The organism is Ruegeria sp. YTSC004 (assembly GCF_059609805.1).
Map to the genome: position 1 here is coordinate 68,582 of NZ_JBXWMJ010000012.1, position 18,282 is coordinate 86,863.

An 18,282-nucleotide genomic window follows, 5' to 3' on the forward strand; every position below is an offset into this window, starting at 1 on the left:
AACAGGGGCAGGCGGTGAGGACAGTAAAATGAGAGCAGTTTCCAAATCAGCAGTCGCAGCAGGTGTTGCGTCTTTGGCGTTCCTCGCGGGATGCGAAGGCCCCATAGATTATGATCTGCGCGGCAATGTCGGTGGTTTTTCCACGGCCGATGCGGCGCAGGCAGCCACTGCCAACCGGCCGGCACCGGATGCGCGTGGCGTGATCACCTATCCCAATTATCAAGTGGCCGTTGCGCGCCGGGGCGACACGGTTGGCGATGTCGCCGCCCGGGTCGGATTACCGGCAGCGGAAGTCGCGCGTTTTAACGGATTGCAAGCTGCGGACCAGCTGCGTGATGGCGAGGTGGTCGCCTTGCCCCGTACCGTCAGCGCGGCCAGCTCTGTCGATATCGCGACAATTGCAGGCACTGCGATTGACGAAGCGCCCGCGGATGGGTCGGTGCGCACATCGACGCTGGAACCGGCACAACCAGCCGCTGCGCCTGCACCGGCCACTGCGCCAGTAGGACCCGAGCCCATTCGCCACAAGGTCAAGCGCGGCGAAACCGCGTATACGATCGCGCGCCTGTATAACGTACCGGTCGACGCTCTGGCCGAGTGGAACGGGCTGGGGTCTGACTTTACCGTCCGTGAAGGGCAGTTTCTGCTGATTCCCATCAAAAATCAGGCTGCACCCCGTCAGGAAGCTGCCGCTGCAACCGTTCCTGCGACCACGATCACCCAACCGGGGCAGGGATCGCCCACGCCGACCCCGCCCAGTGCGACGCAACCGCTGCCGGATGAAGATATCAAGCCGGCAGAACCCGCGCCGGACGTGACCGCCGAAGCACCCACAACGCAAAGCAATTCCGCACTTGGCCTGCCGGTCACCGGAACGATCATCCGCACCTATAAAAAGGGCTCGAACGAAGGCATCGACATTGCGGCCTCGCCTGGTAGCCCGGTTAACGCTGCCGCAGCGGGCACCGTCGCCGCAATCACGGCAGACGCGGATCAAGTGCCGATCATTGTGGTAAAGCACAACAGCGACCTGCTGACCGTCTACGCGAATGTCGAAAACATCACTGTGAAAAAGGGTGCTCGCGTCAAGCGCGGCCAAAAGATCGCCTCCTTGCGCGGTGGCGACAATGCTTATGTGCATTTTGAGGTTCGTAAAGGGTTCGAATCTGTCGATCCGGAACCCTATCTGCGGTGAAGTTTATGGCCCTGAGCGGGCCAAGCATTCGGCCAGAGTATTTGCGAAAAGACGAATCCCGTCAGGCGTGCGGATCATAATCGCTTAGGCGCTTGCCGGGCTCGTCTGCGAAGACCTCCGGCAGGGGCGAGATTGCTTCGATCAGGTCTATGCGAAAAACACGGAACCCCTGACGTAACTCGCACCACGCCGTCAGTGTCCAGACGCGCCCCCAGTATTCCATGTGCAGGGGGCGTATGACCCGGTCTGTCAGAACGCCGTCGATCCGGCGGTAAGACAGACGGAGTTTCTGACGCGATTTGATAGCGGCACGGATAGGGGCCATATGCGCCAGCCCCCGAGCCGCATCGGCAAAGGGATAGACTGCAAATTTCCAACTGTCAGCCTCGGCCACGACCTGCGTGGGCAACACGGCATCGATCTTGTCGGCCAGCGACGTGGCTGCGGCCTTGAGGTCGGGGTCTGCGGCTTCGGCTACGATGGCCATACCGAGGTTCAACGCCTCAAGCTCGGTAGGGGTCAGGTTCAGAGGGGGTAGGGTGATCTGCTCGCGCACCATGTAGCCTACGCCACGCTCGCCCTCGACCGGGACGCCCGAAGCAACCAGCGTATCCATGTCGCGATAGATGGTGCGGACCGACACCTCAAGCCGATCCGCGATGTCCTGCGCACGGTGCAGTTTGCCGTCGCGCAGGATCTGGATGATATCGAATAGCCGGTCACTGCGGCGCATGGGATGTCCTGTGTGTCATGACGCTCCGATGGTCCAATGGATTGCATCGTGGCGCATAGTCACCGTGTCCGGCGCGATTGCAGCCATCACCGCGGGGGCGAAGTCCTGTTTGGGAAATGCAACGGCGGCGGATTGAGCGCAATCCATGTCTGCCCAGATGACGGTGTCGGTCCAAAGCCCGTCATCCCCTGCGCTGAGGCGTCGAAAGACAAAGCCATCTGCGTTCCGAACAAAGGATTCGGTGCCTTTCATGATGTTCACGAAATCCTCGTTTGTTACATCGGCTGCGAGTTTGAAGGTTACGGTTTCTGCGATTTGTGTCACGTCATGCTCCTGTTTTGATGAGACAGGGCCGTTCTACGCGCTCTCAACTGACATAAACCTGTCAGTTGAGAATTGCGAGTCCTCAAAAATCGCGTGATCCGTTCATTTTTGGGCATTGAACCGGGCCGACACGCTTTTGCGATGGACCGCCCTGGCGTAAACACAGTGCCAGATCACATTCCCGGCGCGCCTGCGCCGACTTCAAAGGAGAAGAGACATGCTTAACAATATCGGACTTCCCGGTCTTCTGCTGATTGCCGTTGTGGTGCTGGTGCTGTTTGGCCGCGGCAAAATCAGCTCGTTGATGGGCGAAGTGGGCAAAGGCATCACCTCGTTCAAGAAGGGCGTCAAAGAAGGTGCGGACGAGCTAGAGCAGGACGCGTCCGAGATGGCGAAAGACGTCACCCCCGAGACCGACAAAGACAAGGCCTAAGCGCAGATGTTTGATCTGGGCTGGACCGAGCTTCTGGTCATCGGCATTGTTGCCCTGATCGTTGTGGGGCCAAAGGACCTGCCGGTGCTGTTCCGTAACGTTGGCCGCTGGGTCGGCAAGGCCCGTGGCATGGCGCGCGAGTTTAGCAGCGCCATGAACGAGGCAGCGGATCAGGCGGGTGTGAACGAGATCAAGAAGGGTCTGAATGCGGCCACCAATCCTGTGAACACCGCCATGGACGGCGTGAAAGAAGCTGCGCAGGAAATGGCCAAGAGCATGGACCCGACTAAGTTCGACCCCGACAGCGAAACCGGTAAACTGGCTGCTGAACGTGCAGAGCAGGCCAAGAAGATCCAGGCCTCGACGGCACGTGCCGCTGCCGAGCGTAAGGCCAAAGAAGCTGCGGATGCGCTAGCCAAGGCTGAAGAGGCCGAAGCCGCGCTGAATACTGAAAGCAAGACATGAGCAATACCGACGAGATCGAAGACAGCTCGGCCCCATTGATCGAGCATCTGGCAGAACTGCGCACGCGGTTGATTCACTGCGTCGTGGCGTTCCTGATCGGGATGATAATTTGCTTCACCGTTGCCACGCCGCTGTTCAACTTCCTCACAAACCCATTGTGCGAGGTGCTGGCAGAACGCGGGCAGGATTGTGATTTGATCTTCATTTCACCGCAGGAAGGGTTCTTCGTCGCCATCAAGGTCTCGCTTCTGGGCGGCTTCATTCTGGCATTCCCCTATATAGGGATGCAGATGTGGCGGTTCGTTGCACCGGGCCTGTACCGGTCGGAAAAGAACGCGTTCCTGCCGTTCATGCTGGCATCGCCATTCATGTTCCTGCTGGGGGCAAGCTTTGCCTTCTACGTGGTCACGCCGCTGGCTTATGACTTCTTCCTTGGCTTCCAGCAGTTCGGATCAGAAGGCGAGGCAGTAGTTGACGGCACTGCTACTGCACCGCTCAGCGTGGTCTTCCAGGGCTCGGCACAGGAATACCTGAACCTGACCATCAAGTTCATCGTGGCCTTTGGGCTGTGCTTCCAGTTGCCGGTTCTTCTGACCCTGATGGGAAAAGCCGGGCTGGTAACTGCCGAAGGTCTGGGGGCCGTGCGTAAGTACGCGGTGGTCGCCATTCTGGTTCTGGCCGCACTGGTGACACCGCCTGACGTGATCACTCAGGTCATCCTGTTCGTGGTTGTCTATGGGCTGTACGAAATTTCGATCTTCCTGGTCGCACGCGTCGAGAAAAAGCGCGAGGAACAACTGCGCGCTGACGGTTACTACGACGATGAAGAAGAAGCGGATGAAGAGATTATTCAGGAAGAAGAAGGCAAGTAATCCTGATGATCGATAACAATCAGGCGCGTCCGTCACGGCGCGCCTTTTTTGTGCGCGGCTCTTGTTGCGCCCGGCGGAACATGGTTTGAAACCAGCAAAACTGACCGGAGGCGCCTATGAACGACCAAGCCCTGAACCGTATCGCTGACGCCTTGGAACGCATGGCACCGGCCCCATTGGCCGCGCCCGACTTCGAAGCTGCCCCGGCTTTTGTCTGGCAAGTCGAGCCGGACCGGCTTGAGCCGGTCAAACAGGTCAACCGTGTCGATCTGGACCTGCTGGTGGGCATTAACCGCTCACGCGAAACGTTGCTGGACAACACGCGCCGCTTTGCGGCCGGGTACAAGGCCAACAACGCGCTGTTGTGGGGCGCACGGGGCATGGGCAAATCCAGCCTCGTGAAAGCTGTCCACGGTACGTTGCAGGCGGATTTTCCAGACCTCAAACTGGTCGAACTTCAGCGTGAAGATATGGGCTCGGTCGCGCGCCTTCTCAACCATCTGCGCGCCGCTCCGCACCGGTTCATTCTGTTCTGCGATGACCTGTCGTTCAGCCACGATGATCAGCATTACAAATCACTCAAGGCGGTGCTGGACGGAGGCATCGAGGGCCGCCCCGAAAACGTTGTCTTCTACGCGACCTCGAACCGCCGTCACCTGATGCCGCGGGACATGATCGAAAACGAACGCTCCAGCGCGATCAATCCGTCAGAGGCGGTCGAGGAAAAAGTCTCGCTCTCTGACCGGTTCGGCCTGTGGCTGGGCTTCCATCCCTGCGATCAGGATGAATACCTTGCGATGATTGACCGGTATTGCGCGGCTCATGGTGTATGCGTCGACGCCGATATCCTGCGCGCCGAGGCCATCGAATGGCAAGCCACCCGGGGCGGACGCTCGGGTCGCGTGGCATGGCAGTTCTTTGTCGATCTGGCTGGGCGCAACGGCGTACATATCGCGTAGACCGCCCGCTACATCAGGCCAAAATACCCCCACTGGAGGCATGGCCTAAAGGGCAATTCCTACAACAATGCCAAAATTCTGGCAGCCTCATCCGCCGGGTTTATCAACGCATTGCGGTCTTCGCCGGGATGGAACCTGGCGCGTACGGCCGTCGGCATCGGTGCGGGTTCCACGATCGAAACGCGTGGTCCTGTACGTTCTGTTTCCACCGCCCAGCTACGGGCAAGCGCCAGTTGCGCAGCCTTGGTTGCACCATAGATGCCATAGAATTTTTCACCGGCCTTGGGATCGTCAAAAAACACCGCATGGCCGCTGTCGCCCAGCAGGGGCGCGATATACGGGATCAGAACCGACGTGGCTGTGGCGTTGATGTTGACCGCCTTCGTCCATTCCTTGGGGTCCACGAAATGCGCGGGCGTCAGGGCCGAGGTGTGGACTGCAGTGTGCATCCACAGATCAACTTTGCCCCATCGGTCATGAATGCCCCGGCACAGCGTCGCCATGGCGTTCGGATCCGCGATGTCCATCGGCGCAAGCGTGGCGGCACCACCCTTGGCTTTGATCCGGTCGTCCAACTCTTCCAGCCCACCAGTGGTGCGGGCGACGGCGACGATGTGATACTCGGGTGCCAGAGCTTCGGCCAGGGCAGCACCCAAACCGCGCGAGGCCCCGGTGATGAGGGCAATTTTAGTCTGATCGGTCATAAGGGCGGTTTGAACCCATGCGCGCAGGGCGTCAAGACAGATTAACTTCCGGGGATGACGATCCGCTTGGTCTGGCCGCTTTGTCGCAGCATGACGCCTTCGTCATCAATGGCTATCACAGTGCCCGAGGACACCCGACTGCCGGGTTTGACCTCTTTGACCCGACCTGACGACAGGCGTACCAATGCACGCATGTCAGCTTTTGGGCCAAAGATGCCCAGGACAGCGACTGCGTTCTTCTTCAACGCGCCTGTCTGTGTGGCCGCGCTTTTGACGTTGGCGTTTGACATGATTTCCGGCCCGGCCGCGTTGGCCTGACCCCTTGTTTTATGAGTGGTTCGGCAGATGCGCTATCAAACGAAGGACCGGAACTAAAGGGGCGGGGATTGCGCGATAGCGCAGCTGAATTGCTGCGCCGCCGAAGCCCCTGCAATTGCGGTTTCTTCATCGAAAAGTTGTGCGCGAAAACCGACCGATCAGGCGCAGCCCATACGTGAAAAGGCCCGCATCGCAATTGCGAAACGGGCCATCACTGCAATCTGATTCGCTGATATGTCCTTAGCCGGACGCCAGTTTGGCCGCATTCCAGGACCCGCCGGGCACCTGCATGTCCTGCTTTTTCTTGCTGACCCGGCTGCTGTTTTCGAGGCTGTCCAGATAGTCTTCGCTGACGCTGCCGGTAATGTAATTTCCGTCAAAGCACGAGCAATCGAAGGATTCGATATCCGGGTTGCCTTCCTTGGCTGACCAAATCAGGTCATCGAGGTCCTGATAGAACAAGGCGTCTGCGCCCAACTCCTGCCGGATATCCTCAATGTTCTTACCGTTTGCGATCAACTCGTGCTTGGTGGGCATGTCGATGCCATAAACGTTGGGAAACTTCACCGGTGGCGAGGCGCTGGCGATGAACACCTTCTTGGCCCCGGCTTCACGGCACATTTGAACGATCTTTTTGATCGTGTTGCCGCGCACGATGGAATCGTCGATCAGCAATACGTTGTGACCTTTGAACTCCAGCGGAACCGCGTTCAGCTTGCGGCGTACGGATTTCTGACGCTCTTCCTGACCGGGCATGATGAATGTGCGGCCTACATAGCGGTTCTTGACCAGTCCCTCACGGTAAGGAATGCCCGTGGCTTTCGCGACCTCAAGCGCCACAGGGCGCGCGCTGTCCGGCACAGGAATGATGCGGTCGATCTCTAGGCCTGCAGCCTCAATCTGGCGCGCCAGAGTCTGGCCCATACGCATCTGGGTTTTGTAGACCGAAACACCATCTAACAGCGAATCCGGACGGGCCAGATAGACGTATTCGAAGATACAGGGGGTCAGTTGACCTTCAACCGCCTGAAAAGTGTGCATGTTGCCGTCGAGGTCAATCAGGATGGCCTCACCCGGTTTCACATCGCGCAGCTTTTCAAATCCGTTGATGCCGAATGCCACGTCTTCGGACGCAAAGGCATAGTCGTCGCCGTCTCCATCCACATCGCGCTTGGCAACCGACAGCGGTCGAATGCCGTAGGGATCGCGAAACGCCAGCATGCCAACACCGGCCACCAGACAGATCACTGAATAGGCACCCTGAACGCGTTCCATTGTCATCTTCACACCGGCAAAGATGTTGCGGATCGGTTCGGCATTGCCATTGACCTTGATTGCGTCGGCCACTTTGTCGGCCAGCACATTCAGCATAATCTCTGAATCCGACGTGGTGCGCAGATGACGACTGTATTTGGCGGTGACTTTCTCGCGCTGCTCGGCGGTGTTGGTGATGTTGCCGTTATGGACCAGATAGATGCCATAGGGCGCGTTGACGAAGAACGGCTGTGCCTCAGCCGCGCTAAGCGATCCGGCCGTAGGGTAGCGCACATGCCCCATACCGACCTGTCCCAGCAGGGTCTCGGCGTCGCAGGCGTTAAAGACGTCTTTGACCAACCCGTTGGCTTTCTTCTCTCGGAAGAATTCACCGGTATAGGTCACGATCCCCGAGGCATCCTGACCCCGGTGCTGCAACATCAGCAGCCCGTCATAGATTTCCGCAAAGACATCATGTGTCCTGCTTGCGATCCCTAAAATGCCACACATATACGGGCTCCAATTTCCATGACGTGTTTATGTTGATTAGGTGTGCGGGTCGGACCGTCTGGACAGCGGTATCTGTACGCATTGTCGCCCGGCCGATTGGCGGCGCGCACACGCCAGCGTCGCAACGGTAAGCGCGTAAGAAAACAGATACAGCAAGATCGGCAGCTCCGATTCCATGTCAGTTCGCCACTCACATAATGCCTAAGCGCGCCTGTGTCATCAAAGGATCACATTCGCGATTTGACGCATGCGGATTCTGCCAAAAACAAATTGAAAAGGTGACAGCGGCCGCGGGCATGTGGTGTCATGGTCGACATAGTGAGTTTTCGGCAATGATACAGGTTCGATCGGATACCCGGCATGTGGCAGCACAAACAAGGAAACAAAAAAGAAGAACCGGTAAAGCGCCGGTGTCACCGATGCAGGGGCATGGGGCGGGCACCCTGTCAGATCTGTAATGGATCGGGGGAGGTTATCAAAAGCCGCGACATTCACGGGAAGCCGATTTTCAATCGCTGCGACGGCTGTTTCGGTTTAAAGACGATTAGATGCACGGTTTGTGCAGGCGAAGGGTTCGTCTGAGCCCGAATGCGATCTGGAAAATTCCCGGCTACATTCCAGTTCATCAGGACAAGTATTGCAGCTTGTTCGGTATTGCTGTCGTCATCATTTGATGTCGACGATCTGTTCCCAAATTCGTTGGGACGCCTGCGGTGGTTCAGTTTGTGGTCGGCGGATTTTCTTACTTTCGCTGTGGCAGCGCGGATGGCTGCTATCCACCAGATGACAACGACTTTCGAACATCCACCATCAACCTCTCAAAGTTCACTTCAGCGTCAGTTCGAACTTCTAACAACGTGCCCATTCGAAGAGGAAAGCGATTGGTCCAAGAATCTAAGCGCTTTGCCAGTTCTTTGGTGTCACGTTGCTTATCTAGGTGTCCTGGATGTCTCGTTCTCGACAAAAATCGCCTGAGGGCCTCTTCTGGGGAGCACAAGCAACACACCTCAACCAATGAATCGTATTCCTCAACTAACCAATCCGACGGCGTTCCGCTATCTGCGGTACTTCGTAGCGGCCGCCAATGTGACACGAGGACGGCGGAACCTGACTTTTTAGCTGCTTTTTGGAATGCGTCATCGCTTTGCCTGCTGAGGCTTTTTCGATGGTTCCATGAAGAGACACTCTCACGCTCGTATAGGTCTTCGAGGAAATCGTCTTTGTCTAGAAACTCAAAGCCCAAGGGTTTAGAGATTTCACGAGCGACTGTCGTTTTTCCACTTGCTGGAAGACCCGTTACGATCACTGCGTGTCTCATGAAAACACCCTTCCATAGGACCCCGGGGAAACAGGCTCGCCTGTATATCGTGACCTTCATTCGACGGCGCGTCCGGAGTAGATCCTACGAATTGACTGCCCAGAAACAGCGGCGGACATTGGTGGAGATTGTTGTATGCGATGCGTTGGGCTCAATACTGCCATTGACCGCTCGTAAATATGATCGCTGCAGACCACCGTTCGATGATCTGCAGCATTTGTTCAAAGGCCATGCCCACAGCAAGGGAAACTTTATTCCGTAGTCGTGGGGGCTGTCAGATCCTCGGCCGGTGCGGAACCTTCCGCACAGCTGGCGACCAGTTCTTCATATTGGCGGGTGACCCAGCCAAGGGCCGCTTCGGGGTTCTGTTCTTCGATCTTATCGCTGAACTGTTCGAACACTTTGGCCGAGCGGCTTTCGTCAACGATCGTATAGGACTGACCCGTCATCACAGTGTCATAGACAAAGAACGCGATGGCAACCAACAGGATGCCGCGGGCGATGCCGAAGAAAAAGCCAAGTGCCTGATCCAGTCCGCCCAAAGCAGATCGCTGGACGATCGACGAAAACAAGGGCGTAAAGATGCTGACAATAATAAGTGCAACTGCAAACACTGCAGCAAAGCCCGTAATGACGGACAATTCGCAGCTGTCGCGCAGGAAATCCCCAACAACCGGAATCTCTTTGACCAGTGGCACCGCTTGGGGTGCGAAAACAAAGGCCAGCACTGCGGCTGCGACCCAGCCTGCGATGGCCAGAACCTCACGTAAGAAGCCGCGCGAATAGGCAAGAATGCCTGAAACGACGACGATCAGGGCAACGACCCCGTCAATTATTGTAAAACCTTCCATGGCCCTCGCCTGTTTTTTTTCTGCCCCTCAGGGGGCGACTTTAACCTGCTCCGAAGGTTTCGCCAACAAACCCAACCAAATCAGAGGGTCGGGTGAGTGTCAGACCTGCCACAGTACCGGTTTTGCCGCCCGCCGGAGCGATTGCCGATGTGAAACCAAGTTTTTGGGCTTCTTTCAACCTGTTTTCGGTCTGTGGGGCCGGTCTAAGTGCCCCAGATAACGAGATTTCTCCGAAAACAACGGTATCTGCGGGCAGGGCTGTGTCTTCTCGGGCACTCAGAAGGGCTGCGGCAACGGCCAAATCTGCGGCGGGTTCACCGATTTTCAATCCGCCTGCGACATTGAGGTACACATCGAGACCTGCAAAAGGGATGCCGCAGCGTGCTTCAAGCACGGCGAGGATCATTGCCAACCTTCCACTGTCCCAACCGACAACGGTCCGGCGTGGTTGTGAATGTGGAGACGGGGCTACAAGCGCTTGTAATTCAACTAAAACGGGGCGTGTGCCTTCGATCCCGGCAAAGACTGCCGATCCGGGGCTGGGCGTGCCGCGTTCGGACAGGAACAAGGCCGATGGGTTGGTCACCTGTGCCAGCCCTTTGCCAGTCATTTCAAACACGCCGATCTCGTCCGCAGGGCCAAAGCGGTTCTTGACCGCCCGTAGGATGCGGAACTGATGGCCGCGCTCGCCTTCGAAATAAAGGACGGTGTCCACCATATGTTCGACGACGCGGGGACCCGCAATTTGGCCTTCTTTGGTGACGTGGCCGACCATGATGATTGAAACACCGTGTCGTTTCGCAAAGGTGGTCAATTCATGCGCCGCGGCCCGGACTTGTGACACCGAGCCCGGTGCGCTGTCCACATTGTCGGCCCACATGGTCTGAATCGAGTCGATGATGGCCAGACCGGGTTTCTCAGCCTCAAGCGTCGTCAGTATGTTCCGCAGATTGGTTTCGGCGGCCAGTTGGACCGGTGCATCCTCTAGCCCCAGCCGGCGCGCGCGCATGCGCACCTGAGCGCTGGCTTCTTCGCCAGATACGTAGATGGTCTTGACGCCCGCACGTGCAAACCGCGCTGCGGCCTGTAACAGCAGCGTCGACTTGCCGATACCTGGATCACCCCCAACCAGCAGGGCCGAGGCCGGGACCAGACCGCCACCCAAAACGCGGTCCAGTTCTTCTACGCCGCACAAGGTGCGCGGCGGCGGTGTTTCCTCGGTCGACAGGTCCGTGAGTGTAATGGACTGGCCACGTTTGCCGCCGAGGGATTTCTTTGCAGGGCCAGCCGAAAGAGGCACGTCTTGCGTGATTGTGTTCCATTCACCGCAGCCGTCGCACCGCCCGGACCACCGGGAATGCGTTGCGCCACAAGCCGAGCAGGAGAAAGTTGTCTTTGCCATTCGGCCTTGGTGCCCGAGCGCGGGCGGTTCTTCAAGCCCTTGTTGGGCTTTCATCTCTGCCGGAGGCGCGCCGCGTCCTCAGGCCCTATGGGCCATCGTCCCCGGCGGGCACTGTCGCGCCTATTCCGCTGCGCGGGGCGGCGACATTGCTATGACGCTCGATTTCTTGGGATCGCGGTCGTCCACGGGCGATTGAAGCTGTGCCGACAATTCGGGCAACAGTTCAAACAGTTCGTCCCGCAAACGTGCCAGCTGCGATTTGGCAATGGATTCTTCCATTTCTATATCGTGGGTCCATTGGCGCAGCTCATGCTGGATGACCTGCGCTTCTTCGATCCGCTTCTGGAACGTCTCAATTTCTTCCTGACGTTGCTGCAGGAACGTGCGAGCACGGCTGACGCGCGCATCGCCATAGGTTTCTGCCAGCTCTTGGCTGATTTGGCTCATTTGTGCGGCCAGCTCCAGGATTTCGGGTTCAAGCGATTGCAGGTCAGGGTGGTGGCGCAGGAAGGCCATCCTTTCCTTGACCGCGTCGAATTCTGAGGACAGCAGAAACGTTTCGCCGCGATCTGCTGAATGGGCCAAGTGATAGGCCTGAGCCACGTCATGCATGTTCAATGAGAACTTACGATGTGACGTTTCAAGCGCCATCATCCGGGCGTTTGCGGGAAGATAAAACGCCAACATGAGAATCAGCACCGTCAGGCCTGTCTGAACATACATACCTGCGTCGACAGCTGGACCTGTGCCGAAACCGGCCTGCATGGATAGCCAGGGCAGTACCCCCAAAGCGGACAGAAAACACGCGCCAACCGAGAACAGGGCCGCAGTGCATATGAGGAAAAAAGTCAATCTTAAAAAGGCATTCTGAAATTGCAATGTGATGTTGTGGAGGGCAGTCATCTTAGACGAACTCCTTTTGAAACCGGAACACACCAGCCCAAAGCGGGGACATCTAACGCACACAGAATGATCCGCTCAGGACCGAAACTACAAAAATTTTCTGCTCGAAATATATAGATGATACTCAGATAAGCGTTTTCAATCAATTACGTCTGAGAATTTCGTGATCCGCGTGTCATTTCGGTAATGTGGCCTAGTGCGAGCGAGGCCAGAATGCACGCCGTGAACAGGTAAAGACCCCATGCAGTTTCGATGGTCGCGTAGGAGATTCCCTTCGCCAGCGTGATATAGAGCGCGATCAGGAAGATGTCCGCCATGGCGAGTTTCCCGAGTAGGTTGAGCGCAGGTTGGACGCGCGGGTCCAACAAGTCCCATTGGATAAGCGCTGTGCCGATGGTTTTGATGTATGGTGCGAAGAGGGCGAAGATGGTGACAATCAGGGCCAGAAAGACGTCCGATTTCCACAAGGATTGCAGGCCGGTGATGACACTGATCTCGCTGAGGCCGAAGATTGGGAGAAGCCCTGCGCGCATCAGCGGGGCGAACCACGCGATGGGGTAGAGGATCAGGAGCGAAAGGGTGGCGAAGCGGAGCATGAATCTATATTTGGGTAATCAAAATAAACAATCCAACCAGAAAGCTTGCAAAGTCGATTTTCCATGCTTTTCCAGCCCATTTTCGCAAAAACAGCCTGCGGCAGTTAAGCCCCAAAAGGATGCACGTAATTCCCAGAGTAACATTCAGTGCAGGGATTTGTGCATTTTCTGCCCAGCGCAAGCCAAAGAAGGCCACCGCGATTAGTACAACTACCGCTATCCAAGTCAGAACGGTAGCCTTTGCATTGCTCTCGTCTTCGGCATACAGTCCGAAACTCCAGCCGAGCTGTTTTCTTTGAATAGTGGTCTGAGATTCGTCGTATTTGCTGTTCGAAAACTGTGACTTCGCAAAGGCAGGAAAAACGCCGGATGTAGAGATCACAATACCCGTCAAATACGCAAGGCCCAAAAGCCTGATGAGATCTGACAGTTCTATCAGGCTGACGTTCATCTTTATCTCACCGCCTCAATCGGCCCTTCCGCACTGCCGCTGATAAACTGCTCCACATAAGGATCACCCGACGCATCCATCTGGCTGACCGGGCCGGTCCATTGGATGACGCCTCCGTGCAGCATGGCCACGTTGTCCGCAATCGCGCGGACAGAGCTCATGTCGTGGGTGATGGTCATCGCGGTGGCGCCCATCTCGGTCACGATCTCGCGGATCAGGTCGTTGATGACGCCGGACATGATCGGGTCCAACCCTGTGGTGGGCTCGTCGAAGAAAATGATCTCGGGCTCGGCGGCGATGGCGCGGGCTAGGCCCACGCGTTTTTGCATCCCGCCCGACAGTTCGGAGGGGAAGCGGTCCGCGACGTCGGATTTCAGGCCCACGCGGCGCAGTTTTTCGATGGCGATCTCACGCGCGTACTCGGCTGGGCGTTTCAACGGACCGCGCAGCAGACGGAAGGAAACGTTTTGCCAGACGGGCAGGGAATCGAACAGCGCCGCGCCCTGAAACAGCATCCCGAAGCGGGCCAGGAATTTATCGCGGTCACCTTTTGCAGCGTCCTTACCGTTTACGTAGATCATCCCGCTATCGGGTTTGATCAGGCCCAGAATGCACTTCAGCGCCACGGACTTGCCGGTGCCCGAACCACCGATGATGACCATCGAGGTGCCCTTGGGGATCTCAAGGCTCATGCTTTGCAGAACCTGATTGTCGCCAAAGGCTTTTGCTACGTTCTCCATCCTGATCATACCGAGAAGAACACTCCTGTGAGAATGAAGTTGGCGGCCAGGATCATGATCGCGGCGGATTCGACCGATGACTTGGTCGCTCGGCCAACGCCTTGCGCACCCCGGCCCGAGTTCATGCCGTAGTAACAGCCCATGATGGCTGCGATCAGGCCAAAGGCTGCGCCTTTGACCAGCGATGACACGATGTCTTTGGTTTCAAGAAAATTGACCGTGTTTTGCAGGTACGTCGCTGCGTTGAAGCCCAGATTTTGGGTCGCAACCACATAGCCGCCTGCGATGCCGATGATATCACCGATACCGACCAGTAAGGGCACGGTGATGAGTGCGGCCAGAACCCGCGGCGCGGTTAGGTATTTCATCGGGTGGGTCGACAGGGTGACCAGCGCGTCAATCTGCTCGGTCACTTTCATCGTAGCGATTTCTGCTGCAATGGATGAGGTTACGCGCGCGGCGATCATCAGGCCAACCAGCACCGGCCCAAGCTCGCGCACCATGCCGATGGCAACGATCTGGGGTACCACGGCCTCGGCGTTAAAACGCGCGCCGCCCGCATAGATTTGCAAGGCCAGCGCACCACCAGTGAAGATTGCGGTCAGGCCAACAACCGGCAGTGACAGCCAGCCCACATTCATCAGGGCAACGGCAAATTCGCGCGGGTAATAGGGTGGCCGAAAGATGTGTGAGATCGCGTCCAGCGCAAAAATTCCCACCTTGCCAAAATTGGCAAGCATGGACAGGACAGCACGGCCCAACCCACCCAGCACGGCCAAAGGGTTCATTCCACGTATCCCCGGGAATAACGCGCGCCCAGCGACGTCAGGATTTCATAGCCGATGGTGCCGGCGGCTTCGGCCAAGTCGTCGACTGTTTGATGTCCGTTCAGGATGCGCAGGCGTTCGGGATCTTCGGGCAGATCGGTGACGTCGACCGTGATCAGATCCATCGAGATGCGTCCAACAACGGGGCAGGGCTGGTTGCCAAAAAACACGTCGATCCCACCACCGATGGCGCGGTGCAATCCATCAGCGTAACCGGCGGCAACGGTTGCAATGCGAGAGGGACGACGCGCAATCCAGCTGTTGCCGTATCCGACCGTTTCACCGACGTCGACAGGGCGGACTTGGATAACAGGCAGGTCGATCGCGACAACGGGTTTCGCGTCGGCAAAGGGCATGCCGCCGTACAGGCCGATGCCGGGGCGGCAGAAGTCAAAGTGGAACTCGGACCCCAACATCGTACCACCCGTAGCAGCCAGAGAACGGGGGGCAGTCACGCCATCTGTCATCTCGCGGAAGGATTTCAACTGCTGTTGGTTCATCGGGTTATCAGGCTCATCCGCGCAGGCCAGATGTGACATAACTACCACCGGGTTATTGGCCTCCATCTCGGGCCGCAGTTCAGCCCAGTCTGCGGGCTCAAGCCCAAGGCGGTTCATGCCACTGTTCAATTGGACCCCAAAAGGGCGATCCGGCATTGCCTGCCGGAGCCTCTTATACTGTTCCGGCGAATTGATCAAAGGGATCAGATTATCTGCATAATGTAGCCCATTGTCCCCTTCCATGAAACCAGAGAACACGAAAATCTGCGGCTTGGGGCCTACCGCGTCGCGCACAGCGGCGCCTTCTTCGGCGGCGGCGACAAAAAATTGGCGAACCCCTTCTTCAGCCAGGGTCGCAGACACTGGCCCAGCTCCAAGCCCATAAGCATCAGCTTTGACAACTGCTCCGGTTTCGACTTTTGTTTTTGCGTCCAATGCCCGCCAATTGCTGGCGAGCGCATGAAGATTGATCGTTAAGTGTGCGGTACCCATGGAGTGTTCATGACATTGGATTGCGGCAGGTCAAGGGGGTAAACAGCAATTCTTGAGGAGATTTTGCGAGTGCTGGGCGGCTTCTAGCTGCTATCGCAGGGACAATGGCGGTTTGCCTGACTTTTAGGAGTATTACAGTTGCATCGACATTGTATCCGCTACGTATTCAACGAACGTTGTATAAGTAAATCGTTTACTCAGAGCCGGACGATGAAGTGAGAGGAATTCCATGCTGAAAATAACCTGGGACTACAATGCGTATGCGACCGAACTGCCTGAACTGTTTCGCGACGTATTCACGGCATCTGAGAGTAAAGAAGAGGGAGCAGTGATCAGTGCGCTGGTCAGCGATTTGTTGGAGACGACGGACAGAGATGACCTGCACGCCGCCATTGCCGATGATGGTCCCCAAGTGCAGGGTTGCATCCTGTTTTCGCGGCTGCGCTTTGACCAAGATCCGCGAAAGGTGTTCCTGATGTCGCCGGTTGCCGTGCGTACGGATCGCCAGAAAGAGGGGATAGGGCAACGACTGATCGCGTTTGGGTTGGACGAGCTGCGCCGTGACAAAGTGGATTTTGTGCTGACTTACGGCGATCCGAACTACTACGGCAAAACCGGGTTTTTTCCGATTTCAGAAAAAGTCGCCCAAGCTCCTCTGCCGTTAAGCCATCCGCACGGGTGGTTGGGGCAATCATTGACGGGGGTTGAGATGGCGCCGTTCAAGGGGCCATCCCACTGTGTCAGTGCATTCAACAAACCCGAGCTATGGTAAGGGTTAATACCCCTCAATCTGCCCGTCCTGTTGCCAGGGTTTTACCAGATTTCCAAAACGGGTGAACTGCGCCTCGAACGAAAGGTCGACCGTGCCGATGGGACCGTGGCGCTGCTTCCCGACAATGACTTCGGCCTTGCCGTGCAGACGTTCCATGGCCTGCTTCCACTCTTCCATCTTTTCCAGTTCGTGATCGCCGGGCTTTTCGCGTTCCTTGTAGTATTCCTCGCGGTACACGAACATCACCACGTCGGCGTCCTGTTCGATCGAGCCTGATTCCCGCAGGTCGGACAGTTGTGGGCGTTTGTCGTCGCGGTTTTCAACCTGACGCGAAAGCTGGGACAGGGCGATCACCGGAATTTGCAATTCCTTGGCGATGGCTTTCATGCCCATCGAAATCTCGGCAATTTCGTTGACGCGGTTTTCGGCCATACCCCGGCACAGCTGCAGGTAGTCGATAACGAGCAGGTCCAAACCATGTGTCCGCTTCAAACGGCGTGCCCGAGCCGCCAACTGCGAGATCGGCAGGGCAGGCGTGTCATCGATGAAGAGCGGGCAGGCTTCCAGTTCCTTGGCCGCGTCGACAAAGCGGCGGAACTCGGACTCGGTCATGTCACCCTGGCGGATTTTATGGGATGAGATTTCGGAGGCTTCGGCCAGAACCCGGCCGGCCAGCTGTTCCGCACTCATTTCCAATGAGAAAAAGCCAACGACACCGCCGTCAATCGCGCCCTCTGAGCCGTCCGGTTTCAGCCCACGTTTGTACGCCTTGGCCACATTGAATGCCACGTTGGTCGCCAAAGAGGTTTTCCCCATCGACGGACGACCGGCAAGAATGATCAGGTCAGAAGGGTGCAATCCACCCAGTTGTTTGTCCAAGTCGGCCAGACCGGTGGAAATCCCTGCCATGCCACCACCGCGCTGGTACGCTTCGTTGGTGACGTTGACGGCTTCTGTGACCGCCTTGAGGAAGGATTGAAATCCCTGTTCGGTCTGGCCCTGCTCGGATAACTGATAAAGCTGTTGCTCGGCCTCGACGATTTGTTCTTTCGGCTCGCTTGAGACATCAACCCGCGCCGCCTTGTCCGAGATATCCCGACCCAGGCGGATCAGCTCGCGCCGGATGGCAAGATCATAAATCATCTGGGCATAGTCATGCACCGCAAAGGCGCTGATCGATGCGCCCGCCAGTTTGACCAGATAGGCCGGGCCACCCAGTTCCTGCAGGCCCTCATCTTCGGCCATGAAGGATTTCAGTGTCACCGGCGAGGCCAGCGCATTCTTGGCTATCCGGGTCGAGGCGACTTCATAAATCCGGGAGTGAACCGGGTCATAGAAATGCTCGGCCCCGATGATCGAGGCGACCCGATCATAAAGATCGTTATTGGTCAGGATCGCACCCAGAAGCTGCTGTTCGGCCTCAATGGAATGCGGCATGGTTTCGGCGTTCTGAATCCGAGCTGCTGCCTGCTCGATGCTACTGATCTCGTTCATTTTGTCCCCGCTGCCCTGCGGCGCTTTCTACACGCTATTTCGGCGTGTCGGCTATCTGGAAATACCTGTGGCTAACTATGGATAAAGCCTTGGGATAACTTTCCTGACAGTTTGGATACCTGTGTATGCGTAGCTTATTATGTAGGAATTGGGGCAAAAGTCACCAGAT

At 57.1% G+C, this 18,282-nt stretch carries 22 protein-coding genes; 6 read left to right on the forward strand and 16 right to left on the reverse strand.

Going from position 1 to position 18,282, the window contains the following annotated elements; all coding sequences use genetic code 11:
• The first annotated feature begins 28 nt into the window (after positions 1-28).
• Complete coding sequence (locus AC2FFP_RS18980) at positions 29-1,195, forward strand: peptidoglycan DD-metalloendopeptidase family protein (protein WP_496881363.1); 1,167 nt, start codon at positions 29-31, stop codon at positions 1,193-1,195.
• A gap of 61 nt (positions 1,196-1,256) precedes the next feature.
• Here AC2FFP_RS18980 and AC2FFP_RS18985 read toward each other — a convergent pair whose 3' ends face one another.
• Together AC2FFP_RS18985 and AC2FFP_RS18990 are read right to left on the reverse strand one after the other, a co-directional pair.
• On the reverse strand, positions 1,257-1,928 hold the full coding sequence (locus AC2FFP_RS18985; protein WP_496881364.1) for a helix-turn-helix transcriptional regulator: 672 nt from the start codon (positions 1,926-1,928) through the stop codon (positions 1,257-1,259).
• A 15-nt stretch (positions 1,929-1,943) separates the two neighbouring features.
• On the reverse strand, positions 1,944-2,252 hold the full coding sequence (locus AC2FFP_RS18990) for a hypothetical protein (RefSeq protein WP_496881365.1): 309 nt from the start codon (positions 2,250-2,252) through the stop codon (positions 1,944-1,946).
• A gap of 217 nt (positions 2,253-2,469) precedes the next feature.
• Between AC2FFP_RS18990 and AC2FFP_RS18995 the strand changes: the two genes are divergently transcribed.
• From AC2FFP_RS18995 to AC2FFP_RS19010, 4 genes are all read left to right on the forward strand, one after another.
• Positions 2,470-2,685, forward strand: coding sequence for a twin-arginine translocase TatA/TatE family subunit (locus tag AC2FFP_RS18995; protein WP_170354368.1), 216 nt, complete (start codon positions 2,470-2,472; stop codon positions 2,683-2,685).
• A 6-nt stretch (positions 2,686-2,691) separates the two neighbouring features.
• Positions 2,692-3,150, forward strand: coding sequence for a Sec-independent protein translocase protein TatB (gene tatB / locus AC2FFP_RS19000; RefSeq protein ID WP_496723094.1), 459 nt, complete (start codon positions 2,692-2,694; stop codon positions 3,148-3,150).
• The gene (gene tatC, locus AC2FFP_RS19005; RefSeq protein ID WP_496723092.1) at positions 3,147-4,022 is read left to right on the forward strand and encodes a twin-arginine translocase subunit TatC; all 876 of its coding nucleotides are present in this window, start codon (positions 3,147-3,149) and stop codon (positions 4,020-4,022) included. Before tatB ends, tatC begins: the two co-directional genes overlap by 4 nt.
• 116 nt (positions 4,023-4,138) lie before the next feature.
• Positions 4,139-4,981 (forward strand): ATP-binding protein, encoded by an 843-nt coding sequence (locus AC2FFP_RS19010; RefSeq protein ID WP_496844233.1) that lies wholly within the window; start codon positions 4,139-4,141, stop codon positions 4,979-4,981.
• A 59-nt stretch (positions 4,982-5,040) separates the two neighbouring features.
• On the opposite strand, the gene AC2FFP_RS19015 is transcribed toward AC2FFP_RS19010, so the two are convergent.
• The 13 genes from AC2FFP_RS19015 to alr all read right to left on the reverse strand — a co-directional run bounded on the left by AC2FFP_RS19015 (position 5,041) and on the right by alr (position 15,847).
• On the reverse strand, positions 5,041-5,685 hold the full coding sequence (locus AC2FFP_RS19015; RefSeq protein ID WP_496723088.1) for an SDR family NAD(P)-dependent oxidoreductase: 645 nt from the start codon (positions 5,683-5,685) through the stop codon (positions 5,041-5,043).
• 41 nt (positions 5,686-5,726) lie between these two features.
• Positions 5,727-5,975, reverse strand: a complete 249-nt coding sequence (locus tag AC2FFP_RS19020) for a hypothetical protein (RefSeq protein ID WP_282151357.1) — start codon at positions 5,973-5,975, stop codon at positions 5,727-5,729.
• A gap of 268 nt (positions 5,976-6,243) precedes the next feature.
• Entirely contained in the window at positions 6,244-7,767 is a 1,524-nt protein-coding gene (gene purF / locus AC2FFP_RS19025) for an amidophosphoribosyltransferase (protein ID WP_496764571.1), read from the reverse strand.
• A gap of 36 nt (positions 7,768-7,803) precedes the next feature.
• Positions 7,804-7,944, reverse strand: coding sequence for a hypothetical protein (locus AC2FFP_RS19030; protein WP_496764573.1), 141 nt, complete (start codon positions 7,942-7,944; stop codon positions 7,804-7,806).
• 595 nt (positions 7,945-8,539) lie between these two features.
• On the reverse strand, positions 8,540-9,145 hold the full coding sequence (locus AC2FFP_RS19035) for an AAA family ATPase (protein ID WP_496764576.1): 606 nt from the start codon (positions 9,143-9,145) through the stop codon (positions 8,540-8,542).
• 191 nt (positions 9,146-9,336) lie between these two features.
• Positions 9,337-9,936 carry a CvpA family protein gene (locus tag AC2FFP_RS19040; protein WP_496881366.1) on the reverse strand — a complete coding sequence of 200 codons (600 nt, stop codon included), beginning with the start codon at positions 9,934-9,936 and terminating at the stop codon, positions 9,337-9,339.
• A gap of 40 nt (positions 9,937-9,976) precedes the next feature.
• Positions 9,977-11,338, reverse strand: a complete 1,362-nt coding sequence (gene radA / locus AC2FFP_RS19045) for a DNA repair protein RadA (RefSeq protein WP_058278214.1) — start codon at positions 11,336-11,338, stop codon at positions 9,977-9,979.
• 120 nt (positions 11,339-11,458) lie between these two features.
• Positions 11,459-12,190 (reverse strand): DNA repair protein, encoded by a 732-nt coding sequence (locus tag AC2FFP_RS19050; RefSeq protein WP_496881367.1) that lies wholly within the window; start codon positions 12,188-12,190, stop codon positions 11,459-11,461.
• A 197-nt stretch (positions 12,191-12,387) separates the two neighbouring features.
• Positions 12,388-12,837 (reverse strand): paraquat-inducible protein A, encoded by a 450-nt coding sequence (locus AC2FFP_RS19055; protein ID WP_496779123.1) that lies wholly within the window; start codon positions 12,835-12,837, stop codon positions 12,388-12,390.
• A 4-nt stretch (positions 12,838-12,841) separates the two neighbouring features.
• A complete protein-coding gene (locus AC2FFP_RS19060) occupies positions 12,842-13,288 on the reverse strand; it encodes a hypothetical protein (protein WP_496779121.1) in 447 nt (148 codons plus the stop codon).
• Between the two features lie 2 nt (positions 13,289-13,290).
• Positions 13,291-14,037 carry an ABC transporter ATP-binding protein gene (locus tag AC2FFP_RS19065; protein WP_108858454.1) on the reverse strand — a complete coding sequence of 249 codons (747 nt, stop codon included), beginning with the start codon at positions 14,035-14,037 and terminating at the stop codon, positions 13,291-13,293.
• Complete coding sequence (locus AC2FFP_RS19070; protein WP_472723887.1) at positions 14,034-14,816, reverse strand: MlaE family ABC transporter permease; 783 nt, start codon at positions 14,814-14,816, stop codon at positions 14,034-14,036. The genes AC2FFP_RS19065 and AC2FFP_RS19070 overlap by 4 nt, the downstream gene beginning before the upstream one ends.
• Complete coding sequence (gene alr, locus AC2FFP_RS19075) at positions 14,813-15,847, reverse strand: alanine racemase (protein ID WP_496764585.1); 1,035 nt, start codon at positions 15,845-15,847, stop codon at positions 14,813-14,815. The genes AC2FFP_RS19070 and alr overlap by 4 nt, the downstream gene beginning before the upstream one ends.
• A gap of 229 nt (positions 15,848-16,076) precedes the next feature.
• Here alr and AC2FFP_RS19080 point away from each other — a divergent pair, with 229 nt between their 5' ends.
• Positions 16,077-16,619 carry a GNAT family N-acetyltransferase gene (locus AC2FFP_RS19080; RefSeq protein WP_496881368.1) on the forward strand — a complete coding sequence of 181 codons (543 nt, stop codon included), beginning with the start codon at positions 16,077-16,079 and terminating at the stop codon, positions 16,617-16,619.
• Between the two features lie 3 nt (positions 16,620-16,622).
• Here the strand turns inward: AC2FFP_RS19080 and AC2FFP_RS19085 are convergent, their stop codons facing one another.
• Complete coding sequence (locus AC2FFP_RS19085; RefSeq protein WP_496723064.1) at positions 16,623-18,113, reverse strand: replicative DNA helicase; 1,491 nt, start codon at positions 18,111-18,113, stop codon at positions 16,623-16,625.
• Positions 18,114-18,282: the final 169 nt, after the last annotated feature.